At 72.4% G+C, this 13,752-nt stretch carries 13 protein-coding genes and 1 pseudogene; 8 read left to right on the top strand and 6 right to left on the bottom strand.

Annotated features, from left to right (window positions below; genetic code table 11):
- The first annotated feature begins 4 nt into the window (after positions 1 to 4).
- From O7608_RS00150 to O7608_RS00125, 6 genes are all read left to right on the top strand, one after another.
- Positions 5 to 925 (top strand): proline dehydrogenase family protein, encoded by a 921-nt coding sequence (locus O7608_RS00150; protein WP_289208057.1) that lies wholly within the window; start codon positions 5 to 7, stop codon positions 923 to 925.
- 304 nt (positions 926 to 1,229) lie between these two features.
- Entirely contained in the window at positions 1,230 to 2,705 is a 1,476-nt protein-coding gene (locus O7608_RS00145; protein ID WP_289208056.1) for a hypothetical protein, read from the top strand.
- Between the two features lie 224 nt (positions 2,706 to 2,929).
- Entirely contained in the window at positions 2,930 to 3,142 is a 213-nt protein-coding gene (locus O7608_RS00140) for a helix-turn-helix domain-containing protein (protein ID WP_282225378.1), read from the top strand.
- 217 nt (positions 3,143 to 3,359) lie between these two features.
- Positions 3,360 to 3,461, top strand: a complete 102-nt coding sequence (locus O7608_RS00135; RefSeq protein ID WP_007465623.1) for a 30S ribosomal protein bS22 — start codon at positions 3,360 to 3,362, stop codon at positions 3,459 to 3,461.
- A gap of 78 nt (positions 3,462 to 3,539) precedes the next feature.
- The gene (locus O7608_RS00130) at positions 3,540 to 4,610 is read left to right on the top strand and encodes an NAD-dependent epimerase/dehydratase family protein (protein WP_289208055.1); all 1,071 of its coding nucleotides are present in this window, start codon (positions 3,540 to 3,542) and stop codon (positions 4,608 to 4,610) included.
- A gap of 11 nt (positions 4,611 to 4,621) precedes the next feature.
- Positions 4,622 to 5,524 (top strand): lysophospholipid acyltransferase family protein, encoded by a 903-nt coding sequence (locus O7608_RS00125; RefSeq protein WP_289208054.1) that lies wholly within the window; start codon positions 4,622 to 4,624, stop codon positions 5,522 to 5,524.
- A 37-nt stretch (positions 5,525 to 5,561) separates the two neighbouring features.
- On the opposite strand, the gene O7608_RS00120 is transcribed toward O7608_RS00125, so the two are convergent.
- The 4 genes and pseudogenes from O7608_RS00120 to O7608_RS00105 form a co-directional block, all read right to left on the bottom strand.
- Entirely contained in the window at positions 5,562 to 6,725 is a 1,164-nt protein-coding gene (locus O7608_RS00120) for a hypothetical protein (RefSeq protein ID WP_289208053.1), read from the bottom strand.
- 43 nt (positions 6,726 to 6,768) lie between these two features.
- The gene (locus tag O7608_RS00115; RefSeq protein ID WP_289208052.1) at positions 6,769 to 7,644 is read right to left on the bottom strand and encodes an HAD family hydrolase; all 876 of its coding nucleotides are present in this window, start codon (positions 7,642 to 7,644) and stop codon (positions 6,769 to 6,771) included.
- 457 nt (positions 7,645 to 8,101) lie between these two features.
- A pseudogene (locus O7608_RS00110) lies at positions 8,102 to 8,989 on the bottom strand (DUF5667 domain-containing protein); the annotation flags it as partial.
- 239 nt (positions 8,990 to 9,228) lie between these two features.
- Positions 9,229 to 10,062 (bottom strand): ECF subfamily RNA polymerase sigma factor, BldN family, encoded by an 834-nt coding sequence (locus O7608_RS00105; RefSeq protein ID WP_289211135.1) that lies wholly within the window; start codon positions 10,060 to 10,062, stop codon positions 9,229 to 9,231.
- Between the two features lie 482 nt (positions 10,063 to 10,544).
- Here O7608_RS00105 and O7608_RS00100 point away from each other — a divergent pair, with 482 nt between their 5' ends.
- A complete protein-coding gene (locus tag O7608_RS00100; RefSeq protein WP_289208050.1) occupies positions 10,545 to 10,811 on the top strand; it encodes a glutaredoxin family protein in 267 nt (88 codons plus the stop codon).
- The gene (locus O7608_RS00095) at positions 10,808 to 11,461 is read left to right on the top strand and encodes an HAD family hydrolase (protein WP_289208049.1); all 654 of its coding nucleotides are present in this window, start codon (positions 10,808 to 10,810) and stop codon (positions 11,459 to 11,461) included. The genes O7608_RS00100 and O7608_RS00095 overlap by 4 nt, the downstream gene beginning before the upstream one ends.
- On the opposite strand, the gene O7608_RS00090 is transcribed toward O7608_RS00095, so the two are convergent.
- Together O7608_RS00090 and O7608_RS00085 are read right to left on the bottom strand one after the other, a co-directional pair.
- Complete coding sequence (locus tag O7608_RS00090) at positions 11,446 to 12,090, bottom strand: response regulator transcription factor (RefSeq protein WP_289211134.1); 645 nt, start codon at positions 12,088 to 12,090, stop codon at positions 11,446 to 11,448. The two genes, O7608_RS00095 and O7608_RS00090, sit on opposite strands and share 16 nt — an antisense overlap.
- Positions 12,091 to 12,115: 25 nt before the next feature.
- Positions 12,116 to 13,426, bottom strand: a complete 1,311-nt coding sequence (locus O7608_RS00085) for a sensor histidine kinase (RefSeq protein WP_289208048.1) — start codon at positions 13,424 to 13,426, stop codon at positions 12,116 to 12,118.
- Positions 13,427 to 13,752 lie beyond the last annotated feature (326 nt).

Genomic DNA, 13,752 nt, shown 5'->3' with positions numbered 1-13,752 from the left:
CCCCATGCTTCGCTCGGTCATCCTCGCCGCGTCCCGGTCGACCACGATCGAACGGCTGGTCGCCACCACACCGCTGAGTCGTGACGTGGTCCGCCGGTTCGTCGGCGGCACCTCGATCGACGAGGCTTTGACCGCCGGTGCGCAGCTCACCGGCACCGGCCTGACGATCAGCATCGACCACCTCGGCGAGGACACCACCACCGCGGAACAGGCCAGCGCGGTACGCGCGGAGTACCTGGCGCTGCTCGACGCGCTGGACCGGGCCGGTCTGGCCGTCGGCGCCGACGTCAGCGTCAAGCTCTCCGCCCTCGGGCAGCGTTTCGACGAGCCGGCGGCGACCGAGCACGTCCGGGCCATCTGCGCCGCAGCGACCGGCGTCGACTGCACCGTCACCCTCGACATGGAGGACCACACCACCACCGACTCGACGCTGGACGTGCTGCACACGCTGCGGGCGGAGCATCCGCGTACCGGGGTGGCCGTGCAGGCGTACCTGCGGCGGACCGAGGCGGACTGCCGCGACCTGGCCACCGCCGGGTCGCGGGTCCGGCTGTGCAAGGGGGCGTACGCCGAGCCGGAGTCGGTGGCCTACCAGGCCGCGATCGACGTCGACAAGTCGTTCGTCCGCTGCCTCAACATCCTGTTCTCCGGCCCCGGCCACCCGATGGTCGCCACCCACGATCCCCGGCTGATCGCGATCGCCGAGGACCGGGCGCGCTGGTTCGACCGGGCCCCGGAGGAGTTCGAGTTCCAGATGCTGTACGGGGTGCGCCCCGCCGAGCAGACCCGGCTCGCGGCGGAGGGCTACACCGTGCGGGTCTACCTGCCCTACGGCACCGACTGGTACGGATACCTGATGCGTCGACTCGCCGAGCGCCCGGCGAACGTGGCGTTCCTCGGCCGCGCACTGCGGTCCCGCGGCTGACCGGGGCGCGGCTGACCGGGGCGCGGCGTCGGCGGCGCCGACCGGCGGCCCCGGGCCGGATTTCGATCACCGCCGTGGCCGTATCATTCGGCGGGTGACCGACCGGCAGGATCCCGCGCCGACCGATCAACCGACCGCCGATCCGGCTGGGAGCGCTCCGGCCGAGGGCGGACCCGTCAGCGCTGAGCCCGCGCCGGCAAAGCCCGCTGGAGCCGAGCCGGCCAATCCAGCTGAGCCCGCTGGAGCCGAGCCGGTAAAGGCGGCGGCGAGCGGGCCGGGCGTGCCTCGCGAGCGGCGGTGGTCGGTGTGGCCTGTTCTCGGGGTGGTCGCGACAGTGTTGTTCTGCGCCACGCCGGTGGTCGGGGCGGTGGCGCTGGTCGACCGGTTGCCGGCACCGGACCCGCCGCGTACACAGCCGCCGGTCGCCGTACCGACGGGACCTCCGCCCAGCCCGCAGCCCGGTGACCCACCGGAGGCGACCCAGGCGTGGCTGCGTACCCAGATCGGTGTGTTGCTCGACCAGCAGGCCGCCGCGCTGCTCGCCGGGGACGAACGTGGTTTCCTCGCGGTCGCCGCTGCGGGCTCGCCGGCCCGCGACGACCTGGCCCGACAGTTCCGCACGCTGCGGGCGATGAAGGTGACTGCCTGGCGTCCCACGATCAGCATGCTGCCGACCGCGTTCGACCCGGACGTGGCCAGCGGCGGACCCACCCCGTCACCGTCGACGCCGGCCGGTTCGCCGACGCCGTCCGGGTCACCGGGGTCGACGCCGACGCCAACTTCGTCCGCGACACCGTCACCGTCACCGTCGGTGACGCCGACGCCGACGCCGACGCCGTCCGCGACCGTGCCCGGCGGGCCCGGGTCGACAGCGGGCAGCCCGGCCACCCAGTGGCGGCTCCTCGTCAGCTACCAGCACTGCTTCGTGGTGCCGTCCTGCCAGACCAGCCCGGTCGTGGTGGGCCAGCGGTGGAGCACCGACGGTGACCGGCTGCAACTGGTCGCGGTCGAGCCGTCGCTGACCCTGCAGGACGGGCCGCGGCCCTGGGAGGTCAGCGAGCTGGTGGTGGCGACCGGCAACCGTACGCTGGTGGCGACCACCCCGGCGAACCGTGACCTGCTGCCCGGACTGCTGCGTGACGCCGAGGAGGCGGCGCTGGTCGCCGACCGGTACGCGGTCACCGGCACCGCCCCCGACCGCTACCGGATCTTCTACGCCGGTGCCGACGAGTGGCGCCGCTGGTACGGCGGCGACCGGCCAGAGTGGACGGCCGGGTATGCCGTCGCGATCGGCGGCGGGCACTACGAGATCGTGCTCAACGGCACCAACCTGCGCGACGTGGTCCGCCCCGACCTGCTGCGCCACGAGATGACGCACGCGGCGTCGCTGCCCGACGGCGGGCACCGCGAACGCGCCGCCTGGTGGCTGATCGAAGGGTTGGCTGAGCACGCGGCGGCCGGCGGCCGGCCGGTGGTCCGCTACGAAGGGCTGGCCAACGTCCGCCGGCTGGTGCTGGAGCAGGACTGGCAGGGCCCGCTCAGCGCGGTGGAACCGACGGCCGACGCGGAGAACTGGCAGGTCAGCGCAGGCTACGGGGTCGGCTACCTGGCGGTACGCCACCTGGTCGACCGGTTCGGGGAGGAACGTACGTTGGCGTTCTTCACCTCGGTGGTGCACGACGGGCTGGACCTCGACGAGGCGGCCCGGCTGCAGTTCGGCGAATCCTGGGAGAATCTGCACCAGGGCTGCGTCGACTACGTACGGCAGGCGGCTGCCTGATCACACACGGTGTTCCGGCGGGCAGTGCCCGGTGGTTCGCTGACCGCGCATGGTGGTCGCCCGTACGGGTGTCGCCGCCCGCCCGCCCGATGTCAAATGACGGAACGGATCGCGCCGGTCACAGCGACCCCGCTACCGTACTGGTAACACGTGCGTTGCCCGTCGCGGCGGGGAAGGGTCCCGTCGGGCGGCACGCGCCGGGGAATGGGATGGGTTGGTGAACCATGGCAGGATCACCACAGTCCGAGGGCAGGCTGTCGGAGGTCACGTTTCTCACCGTCGCCGAGGTGGCGAAGGTGATGCGGGTGTCCAAGATGACTGTCTATCGACTCGTGCACTCCGGGGAGCTGTCCGCCGTCCGGGTCGGTAGGTCGTTCCGGGTGCCCGAGCACGCGGTGCACGAGTACCTGCGGGGAGCTTTCCGGGAGACCGCCTAGCGACTCGCCCGGACACTGCGGCGCCAGCGCGACACCCGGTGTTGCCGGGGTCGCGTTGGTGCTGTTGACACGTGCGGGCTAGGCTTGACGCCGACCGTACCGTCGCACGGGTGGAGGTGCGCCCGCCGACCCGGTCGGTTGTCCAGTTCGGTCCACGTGCTTGCTGCGGTGACGCGGCGCACGGATCGACCCGTACCTGTGTTGGGAAGGCTTTCGTATGGGCTCCGTGGTCAAGAAGCGCCGCAAGCGTATGGCCAAGAAGAAGCACCGCAAGCTGCTGCGCAAGACCCGCGTCCAGCGTCGACGTCTCGGCAAGTGACCGCCGCCGGGCCTCGGCCCGGCTTGTTCGCGCCGCGGTCACCCACCGGCATTGGGAGGACCGCATGGTGAGGACCGGATGGTGAGGTCCCCGACCGTCGTGGTCACCGGGACCAGCCGGTTCATCGGCGCCCGGGTCGCCGGTCGGCTCGCCGCCGACCCCGGCGTCGGCCGGGTCATCGGTCTGGACCCCGCCCCACCGGTGCGGGACTTCGCGGACCTGCTGCGCGACGTCGACCAGGTGCGCGCCGACGTCGGCGCGGCCGGCGGCATCATCGCCGACCTCGACGCACACGCCGTGGTGCACCTGGCCGTGGTCAGTGGCCCGGACCAGCAGCACGGCGGGCGCGCGGCGATGAAGGAGCAGAACGTCATCGGCACGATGCAGCTGCTCGCCGCCTGCCAGCAGGCGTCGGGGCTGCGCAAGCTGGTGGTGCGCTCGTCGACGGCGGCGTACGGTGCCTCGTTCCGCGACCCGGCGGTCTTCACCGAGGAGACCGAGCCACGCGAGGTGCCGCGCGGCGGCTTCGCCCGGGACATCCTCGACATCGAGTCGTACGTGCGTGGCTTCCGGCGACGCCGCCCGGACGTCACCGCCACCGTACTGCGCTTCGCACCGTTCATCGGCGCGACCGCCGAGACGAGCCTGACCCGCTACTTCGCGCAGCCTGTGGTGCCGACTATCTTCGGCCGGGATCCCCGGCTGCAGTTCGTGCACGTCGACGACGCCCTCGAAGTGCTGCACCGCGCGGTCGTCGAGGACCATCCCGGCACGTTCAACGTCGCCGGGCCGGGGGTGCTCACCCTGTCCCAGGCGATCCGGCGGGCCGGGCGGGTCGCCGTACCGGTGCTGGAGCCGGGCCTGGCCACGGCGGTCGGCTTCACCCGTAGCGTCGGGGTGGGGCGGTACGGGTTCGACCAGATCGATCTATTCGTGCACGGACGGGTCGTCGACACCAGCCGGCTGATCCGTGAGTTCGGCTTCACCCCGCGATCCACCGCCGAGGCGTTCGACGACTTCCGCCGGGCCCACCCGGCCGGCGCGATGCTCGACGCCGACCGGCTCGCCGTCGCCGAGCAGGCGGTCCTCGACGGGATCCGGCGGATCCGTCGCGGGCGCGGCGCCGGCACGGCGCAGGAGCTGATGTGACGGATGCCGACGTGACGGAGCCCGACCACGGCGGCAGCCCCGCCGGCCAGCCGGCCGTGCCCGACCAGCCGGGGGACGTCTGGGACCAACGGGTCGCCGCCGGGTTGGCGTTCCTGCGTCGCCGACTGGCCGGTGACTACGAGGTGGACGAGTTCGGCTTCGACCCGCAGCTGACCGAGAGCGTCTTCCAGCCGGTGCTGCGGGCGCTGTACCGGGAGTGGTTCCGCACCGAGGTCTTCGGCGTCGAGCACCTGCCGACCAAGGGTGCCGGGCTGGTCGTCGGCAACCACTCGGGCACCGTCGCGTTGGACGCGATGGTGCTGTCGGCGGTCCTGTACGATTCCCATCCCGAACGCCGACATCTGCGACTGCTCAGCGCCGACCTGGTGTTCCGCCTGCCGTTCGTCTCGGAGTTGGCGCGCAAACTCGGCGGCACCATGGCCTGCAACCCGGACGCCGAGCGGCTGCTGGTCGGTGGCGAACTCGTCGGCGTCTTTCCGGAGGGCTTCAAAGGCGTCGGTAAGCCCTTCTCGGAGCGTTACAAGCTGCAACGGTTCGGCCGGGGCGGCTTCGTCGCGGCGGCGATCCGCACCGGTGCGCCGATCATTCCGGTGGCGATCGTCGGTGCCGAGGAGACCTACCCGCTGCTCGCCGACATCGCACCGCTGGCCCGGCTGCTGCGGCTGCCGTACTTCCCGGTGACACCGACGTTTCCGTGGCTCGGGCCGTTGGGGCTGGTGCCGTTGCCCAGCAAGTGGCTGATCGAGTTCTGCCCGCCGATCCCGACCGCCCAGTTCGCCGACTACGTCGACGATCCGTTGGTGGTGTTCAACCTCGCCGACCAGGTCCGGGAGACGATTCAGCAGGCGGTGCACCGGCTGCTGGAACGCCGCCCGGATCCGTTCGGCCGCTGACCGCCGCCGGCGCCCGCCGGCCTGGTCGCCGGTCGGCTCAGTCGAGCAGGGTACGCAGGTCCAGCACCTGCCAGCTGGTGGTCTCGTTGTCGCCGACCGACCACCAGAGCACACCGCCGCGGCAGAGCACGATGCCGACCTCGTCGGCGACCACGACCGCCTCGTCCCGCTGCAGGTCGTAGACGATCAACTGTTGGGCGTTGGTGAGCGCGTTCGGCGCCGCCGACAGCGACAGCACCTCGAACCGGTCCAGTACGGCGACGTCGATGGTGCTGGCGGTGACCGTGCCGTCGCCGATCCGCCGGCGGTCCGTACCGTCGGGGCGCATCAGGTCGATGCGGCCCGGTCCGTCCGCTGCCAGCACCAGCACCCGACACCAGCTCGGCCCGCAGGTGACCAGCTCGGTCGGGCCGGCCGGGACGTCGGTGATCCGGCGCTGCTCCAGGTCACGGACCCGGATCGGGCCGGTCTCGCCGCTGCCGGCGCTGACCATCATCGGCCAGGCCGACAACGCCCAGGCCCCCGGATCGGTCCGTACGTCGACCGCGCCGCCGGCCAGCGGCACCGACCGCAGCTCGGTCGCCGGCTCCGGGTCGGGTGCCACGGCCACCCAGTGCAGCCGGCCGTCGTTGATCACCATGTCGTACTGGGAGTTGAAGAAGACGACGTCGCCGGTGTCGGTGGTGAGCCGCCGTGGCGCGGCGTCGCCGGCCCATTCGGCGGCCCACATCTCGGTGCGGCCCTGCCCGGCGGCGTCGGCGACGGATTCGGACCAGGCCAGGGTGGGCCCGTCGACGGTGAAACCGCCGTACTGCGGGGTGCTGCTCAGCGGCAGTTGGCGCAGCTCACGGACGTTCTCGCCGGTGCGGACCACCAGCCGCAGCGCGGTGCCGTCCGGGCTGGGTGAGGTGCCGACCGAGGCGCCGCCGTCGAGGAACAGCACCGGGCTGTACGCCGGCCCGTCCGGCAGGTTCGCCGACAACTCGACGACCTCGGCGTCCGGCCAGACCTCGGTCAACGTACGGAGCCGGTCCGGTGCGTCCGGTGACGTCGGTCCGGCCTGCGGCAGCGCGACCAGCAGTACGGCGGCCGCCACCGCGGCGGCCAGGCCGGCGAGGTGCCAGGGGCGGGGTCGGCGGTGCCGCCCGGCCGGCTGGCTGGGCGCCCCGGTCGACTCGACCGGGCGTGCGGTGACCGTCACCCCGATGACCTTCCTGACGTCGTCGTTGTCGGTGCCGGCCCGGTCAACCGGACGCCCGGCGGCGGCGAAGGGCCAGGCCGGCCGTCACCGCGCCGGCCAGGAAACCGGCGGCGACCGTCGACGGTACCGCGATCCGCGCCGCCCTGCGACCGGTCCGGAAGTCGTGGACCTGCCAGTCGCGTTCCCGGGCCTGGTGGCGCAGCGCCGTGTCCGGGTTGACGGCGACGGCGTGCCCGACGGCCGACAGCATCGGCAGGTCGTTGACGGAGTCGCTGTAGGCGCTGCACCGGTGCAGGTCGAGCCCTTCGACGGCGGCGAGCTGTACGAGCGCCTCGGCCTTGGCCGGCCCGTGCATCAGCTCGCCCACCAGCCGACCGGTGTACGCACCGTCGACGACCTCGGCGACGGTGCCGAGCGCGCCGGTGAGCCCGAGCCGCTGGGCGATCACCCGACCGATCTCCACCGGGGTCGCGCTGACCAGCCACACCCGTTGGCCGGCGTCGAGGTGCCGTTGGGCCAGCTCCCGGCTGCCGGCCCAGATGCGCGGGGCCATCAGCTCGTCGAAGATCTCCTCGGCCAGCCGTTCGACGTCGGTCACCCGCCAGCCGGTGACGAACGCCAGGGCCGCTTCCCGGGCCCGGGACAGATCGCCGGCGTGTTCCGCGGCGAGCAGCCGGAACCGGGCCTGTCGCCAGGCGAACTGGGCGAGGTCGGCCGTGGTGAAGTAGTTGCGGGCGGCCAGGCCACGGGCCAGCCAGTAGATGGAGGCACCTCGCAGCATGGTGTTGTCGATGTCGAAGAAGGCCGCCGCGCGGGGGTGCGGTGTCGTCGGCGGGGTGCCGTCAGGTGCGGCGGTCGCCCACCCCGTGGTCCGGCCGGCGGCGTCGGTGCTGATGGTCAGCCTGCGGGTACGGCCCACGCCAACATCACTCCGTCCATCACCGGCTCCGGTCGCCCTCCCAGCGAGGTTAGCCCGTAGGGCCGGGGCGACGAGGTCGGCCCGCCGGGCCGGCGGGTTCCCGTCGCCGGCATGCCGATCGGGGCCTGCGACCGCGCTGTCGTCAGGCCCCGATCTGGTCTGGGCGACCGCCGCCATGGCTGGCCGGGTCAGCTGCCGTTCACCGGTCGCCGGGGTTGTCCTTGACCGCCGGGCGGGGGGTGTGGGGCAGGGCCGGCTCGGCGTCGCCGACCTGCGGCTCGGCCAGGGTCGGCTGCTGTGGCGCGGACGACGGCTGACCGGTCAGCGGCGGCTGGTCGGCTCCGGCGGCGGGCGCGATGCTGGTGGCGGTGACGTCGGTCGGCACCTCGGTCGCCGGCGGGACCGGTTGCTGAGTTTCTGCCCGGTTGCCGGGGGTGGTGGACCGCTGGTTGGGCTGGCAGGTGACCGGCAGCGGGCCGAGGACGTCGTAGCTGGTGACTGTCGCGGACGGGGCACAGGTCAGCCCGTTGCGCAGGGCCTGGGTCCGGGCGCGTACCGAATCCAGCAACGTGACGGTGCCGGCGGCGCGGGTGGCGGTCGCGCTGGCACCGGAGGCAAGTTGGCGCAGTGTCGCCCGCTGGGCGGTGACGAAGGCGTCGATCGCGTCCAGCGGTGCCCGGTCGCGGTGTTCGGTGGCGGCGGTGGTGAGCAGACGTACCCCGTGGCGGATCTGCTCGTCCATGTCGTCGAGTACGGCGGCGAATGCCGTCGGCTGGTCGTGCACGATCCGGGCTTCGGCCATCCGTACCTCGGCGAACCCGAGGAAGAGCTGGCCACGGGTGGTGTCGGAGTGGGCCAGCGCCAACTGGGCGCGTTCGGTGGATCGTTTCATCCCGTACAGGGTGTCGCCCGGCAGGGCCTGCTCGGTGGCCGCGGACATGCCGGAGACGGTGATGGCACCGGCGGCCACGGTGGCGATGATCACCGCACGGGTCCGGGCCCGTCCGGCGGCCCGGCCGGCCGCACCCTTGGCGGTACGGACCGCGGTCCGGGCGGGGCGGGACCGGCGGGGGAGCGGGTGCTCCGGGGCGGCACGGGCGGTGACGCCGATGCCGTCGCGTTCGGCGGTCTCGATCAGCAACGAGCGCAGGTGGGCCCGGAAGTCCGGATCGACACCGTCGACCGGTGACGCGGGTAGCTCGGCCATGCGCTGGCTGATGGCGGCGAGCCCGGCCAGTTCGTCGTCGCGCGGATCGCGGACGTGGTGCCGGCCGCTGCTGTCGGTACGGTCGAGAAGTTGTGCGAACCGCTCGGCACGTCGGCGAAAGAGCGTGAGCTTACTCATCGCGGGCACCTCCCTTCGCAGGTCACGGCTGCGGCGACGGTGTCACCGCCGTCCGGTGCGACCACGGCCGGGCGGGTTGGGGAGGTCACCCCGTGCGCCTGGCGCGGTGCCTGGTGGCTGGTGCCGCGATGGCGCCACCGGTCGCATCCCAAGAAACGGCTGACTCGCCACTTGGGTTACGGGTCGGTGGCGAGAATCATCACTACCGGTAACCGATATTGCTTCCCGTGTTGGGTTCGTCACGCGTGGAAACCGTCGGGTAGAAGTCGGGCCAGCGCCCGTACCGCGCGGTACTGCAGGGCCTTGATCGCGCCTTCGTTCTTGCCCATCGCCCGCGCGGTCTCGGCGACCGAAAAGCCTTGTAGGAAGCGCAGGACGATGCACTCCTGCTGCTCGGGGTTGAGCTGCTTGACGGCGGTCAGCAGGGCGACGTTGGTGATGTGGTCGACGACTGCGGCCTCGGGGCTTCCCTCCGGCCCCCGATCCTCGCGCTCCGCATCCATTACGTCACCCGTAGTAACTTCCAGTCGGTACCGACCCGACTTGAAGTGGTCCGCCACGAGGTTGCGGGCGATCGTCACCAGCCAGGCGCCGAGGTCCCGGCCCTGCCAGGTGAAGCTGCCGATCCGCTTGAGGGCGCGCAGGAAGGTGTCCGAGGTCAGGTCCTCGGCGAGCTGCCGGTTGCCGACCCGGAAGTAGATGAACCGGAACACGGTGTCGACGTACCGGTCGTAGATCAGCCCGAACGCCTCGGTCTCGCCCGCCTGAGCGCGCTCCACCAGCCCCCAGACCTCGCGGGCGGGGTCGGACGGGTCGGGCCGGGCCGGATGGTCACCGGGCGGCGTACCCCCGGACCGACCGCCCTGGTCCGGGATGACCGGCAGGACCGTGGTCTCCGCGTCGTTGCCGTCCGGCTGGGTCGGCATCGTCGGCCGGGCCGGGGTGGTCACCGTGCCGCCGATCGGCATGGCGTTGCCGCCCGGCTGGTGCCGGCCGGGCACCTCGTTGGGGGCCGGGGTCCGTTGCCTGGCGCGTCGGGTGCCCCCGTCGCCGCGCATCGTGATGCTGAGCATGTCGTACATCGACTCGCGCAGCAGGGCGAGCCCTTCGACGAGAGCCACCTGGGCGGCGCGCACCTCGCGGCTGACCGCCGGGCGGGCCAGTGTGGGGGAGCAGACACTCATCGGGCGTCCTCCGTTCCTGCCCGTGGCGACCGGGCCAGCTGATGGGCCTGGGCACCTGGCTCGGTGTGATGGGTGCCGGCACCGGCGCGCGCCGGTGCGGCGGCGGAACGCTCCGTCGACCGACACACCTCCCTGAGGTGGTGGTGCGGTGCGATAACGGGCACAGCGGCCTCCTCGGGCGCAGGGGTGGCGACTCACGGCAAAACGGGTGAGTCGACCCAAGGCGATGATAGGGCCAACGTCACCCAAGCGTGTGGAGTCCGTTACACAACGACGAAGTATTTCCGCTGGACGGCGTGCGCATGTCGCACATGCTGTGCGCTGTCAGTTACCCGACGCAATGGTTGTCGGGAAGCGGTACGCTTCCCGGCGTGTCGCGCCCCACCCCACGTCTGACCCTGATCACCCGATCCGGCTGCCACCTGTGCGAGGTCGCGCGGGAAGCGATCGCCCGGGTCGCCGCGCAGACCGGTGAGGAGTGGGTGGAGCTCGACGTCGACAGCGACATCGAGTTGGAGCGCGACTTCGGGGAGCGACTGCCGGTGGTGCTGCTCGACGAGCGCGAGCACGGCTACTGGCGGGTCGAGGAGGACCGGCTCCTGGCCGACCTGCGTCGCCCCGGTACCGTGCGGCCGTGACCGCTGACAACCGGCACCTGGTGTGGGACTGGAACGGGACCCTGCTCGACGACCTGTCGTTGGTGGTCACCTGCACCAACCAGGCGATCGCCACCGTCGACGGTCCGGTGCTCACCCCCCAGCAGCACCGCGTCGCCTTCCGCCGACCGGTCGCCGACTACTACGCCGACGTGCTCGGCCGGGCAGTCGACGCCGAGGAGTTCGGTCGCCTCGACCGGATCTTCCACGACGCGTACCGGGCCGGGCTGACCAGCTGTGCGCTCGCCGAGGACGCCGAGCGGGCGCTACGTACCTGGCCGGGCAGCCAGTCCCTGCTCTCCATGTGGTTCCACGACGAACTGGTGCCGTTGGTCGAGACATACGGACTGACCCCGACCTTCCGCCGGATCGACGGACTGCGCGGCGCGGTCGGCGGCGACCGCAAGGCCGCACACCTCGCCCGGCACCTGGCGGAGCTGGACGTGGCACCGGCCGACACGGTCCTGATCGGCGATTCGATCGACGACGCGGACGCCGCCGAGGACGTCGGTGCAACATGCATCCTGTACGCCGGTGGCTTCACCGATCCGGACCGGCTGCTGGCCCGGGGGGTGCCGGTGGCCCGGACGCTGACCGAGGCCGTCGCACTGGCCGGTCAGCCACGCAGGTAGGCCAGTACCGCCAAGACCCGGCGGTGCTGCTCGGTGTCCGGCGGCAGCCGCAGCTTGCCGAAGATGTTGTTGACGTGCTTCTCGACCGCACCGTCGGTGACCACCAGTTGACGGGCGATCGCCCCGTTGGAGCGCCCCTGCGCCATCAACCCGAGCACTTCGTGCTCGCGCGGGGTCAACGTGCGCAGCGGATCGTCGCGCCGCCGTCGCGCCAGCAACTGGCCGACCACCTCCGGATCCAGCACGGTGCCCCCGGCCGCCACCCGGGCCAGCGCGTCGAGGAACTCGGCGATCGCGGCGACCCGGTCCTTGAGCAGGTACCCGACCGCGCCGGCCCGGTCGGCGAGCAGGTCGTCGGCGTAGGAGACCTCGACGTACTGGGACAGCATCAGCACCGGCGCGCCGGGCAGCTCCCGCCGGATCGCCACCGCGGCCCGCAGACCCTCGTCGGTGTGCGACGGCGGCATCCGTACGTCGATGATCGACACGTCCGGACGTAGCGTGCCCACCGCCGCCACCAGGGCCGGGCCGTCGCCGACCGCCGCCACCACCTGGTGGCCGTGCTCGGTGAGCAGCCGGACCAGACCCTCCCGCAGCAGTACCGAGTCGTCCGCTATCGCCACGCGCATGGTTGACATGTCTATCACCGGCCGGTCAGTCCGGAAGCTCGGCGCGGATCTCGGTCGGCCCGCCCGGTGGGCTGGTCACGGTCAACGTCCCGCCGTGCGCCCGGACCCGGTCTGCCAGACCGGCGAGCCCGTGGCCCTTGGCGACGTGCGCGCCGCCGCCCCCGTCGTCGGTGACCGCGATCGTCAACCGGTCGGCGAAACGCTGCACGGTGACGGTGCACCGGCTGGCGCCGCTGTGCTTGGCGACGTTGGTCAGCGCCTCGGCCACGACGAAGTACGCGGTGCTCTCCACCGCCGGCCCGGGGCGGTCGGTGGGCGTGCCCAGCTGCGGGTCGATCGACAGGTCGATAGGCAGCAGGCCACGCCCGGCCAGTGCGGCGAGCGCGCTCGGCAGCCCTCGGTCGACCAGTACGGGTGGGGCGATCCCCCGGGACAGCGCCCGTAGCTCGGCCAGCGTCTCCCGGGTCTGGGCGACCGCCTCGTCCAGGGCCGCCCCGGCGGCGTCCGGGTCGACGGCCAGCTGTTCCCGGGCCCGGCTGAGATCCATCGCCAGGCGGACCAGCCGCTGCTGCGGCCCGTCGTGGATGTCGCGCTCCAGGCGGCGCAGGGCGATCGCCTCGGCGCTGACCGCGGCCTGCCGTTGATCCTCCAGGACACTGATCCGGTCCTGCATGGCGGCCATCCCGGTGAGCATGGCCCGAGCGAGCACGGCCGACAGCAGCGCGCAGCCACGGACCACGATCGGCAGGGTGACGACGAAGAACAGGCCGATCAGGGTGTGCAGGACGACGTCGGTGGCGGCCGCGTCGCCGAGCCCGAGCAGCTCAGCCAGGCCGTCGCTGTCCTCGGTCGGCAGCAGCCAGGCGTACGCCCAGTACGACGAACCCGCGACCGCGGCGGCCCACCAGGTGAGGGTGACCGTCGCGCTGGTCAGAGCGACCGGGAACCGCAGTACGGCGAACGCCAGGTCGAGCCAGGACTGCGGGTCGGTCAGCGGCAGCAGCACCCGCCGCCAGGTGCCGGTGTGCGGGCCGGCGGCGGCGTACCGGGCCCGGGCCGGCGGGGCCGGCAGTATGGCGGCGATCCGGTGCCGTTCCAGCTGCGCGAGGCCCCGGACGGCGTACAGCGTGCCGGTGAGGATCGGCAGCCCGACCACGGTGACGACCAGACCGAGCCCGACGGAGAGGCCGACCACACCGACGACGAAACTCACCAGCGCCAGGGGCAGGCCGACGAGTACGTACCCCGAGTCGGTGACCAGCCGGCGCAGCATCACCCCGGTGGGTGCGGCCGCCGGTCGTGGCAGGGGTTCCAGGGGAGGGGTTGCGGTGGTCATGTTGGTCACGCTATGTGCCCCCGGGGCGGCCGGTCACTGGCGTTGGCTGGCCGATCGGGGTGGGGTTGCCCCTACCCGGTCCGGAGCGTCTGCCGACAAAAAGTCGGAAATTGGGAATAATGGGGCTGCTGTCGTAGTGGGTGACAGTGGTGACGAGCAGCAGGCAGAGAGCGGTCCGTCCACCGCCATTGAGCAAGATCGCGATTTGTGCACGCCTTCACAAGCGCCTACGCTGTAACCCTGACGAGCCCCGATAGCACAACAGGTGACGGCGGTCGCCACAGGGGGCACCGGACTGACCGGCCGGGCCGGCGGGTCAATTATCG

This window comes from Solwaraspora sp. WMMA2056 (genome assembly GCF_030345095.1).
Classification (GTDB): Bacteria; Actinomycetota; Actinomycetes; order Mycobacteriales; family Micromonosporaceae; genus Micromonospora_E.
This window is presented reverse-complemented; position numbering and strand designations above follow the sequence as displayed.

Coding starts and splice junctions, on each gene's coding strand:
- O7608_RS00135 (WP_007465623.1), top strand. CDS start 3,360: ATGGGCTCCGTGGTCAAGAAGCGCCGCAAGCGTATGGCCAAGAAGAAG.
- O7608_RS00105 (WP_289211135.1), bottom strand. CDS start 10,062: ATGCTCAGCATCACGATGCGCGGCGACGGGGGCACCCGACGCGCCAGG.
- O7608_RS00150 (WP_289208057.1), top strand. CDS start 5: ATGCTTCGCTCGGTCATCCTCGCCGCGTCCCGGTCGACCACGATCGAA.
- O7608_RS00090 (WP_289211134.1), bottom strand. CDS start 12,090: ATGCGCGTGGCGATAGCGGACGACTCGGTACTGCTGCGGGAGGGTCTG.
- O7608_RS00130 (WP_289208055.1), top strand. CDS start 3,540: ATGGTGAGGTCCCCGACCGTCGTGGTCACCGGGACCAGCCGGTTCATC.
- O7608_RS00085 (WP_289208048.1), bottom strand. CDS start 13,426: ATGACCACCGCAACCCCTCCCCTGGAACCCCTGCCACGACCGGCGGCC.
- O7608_RS00140 (WP_282225378.1), top strand. CDS start 2,930: ATGGCAGGATCACCACAGTCCGAGGGCAGGCTGTCGGAGGTCACGTTT.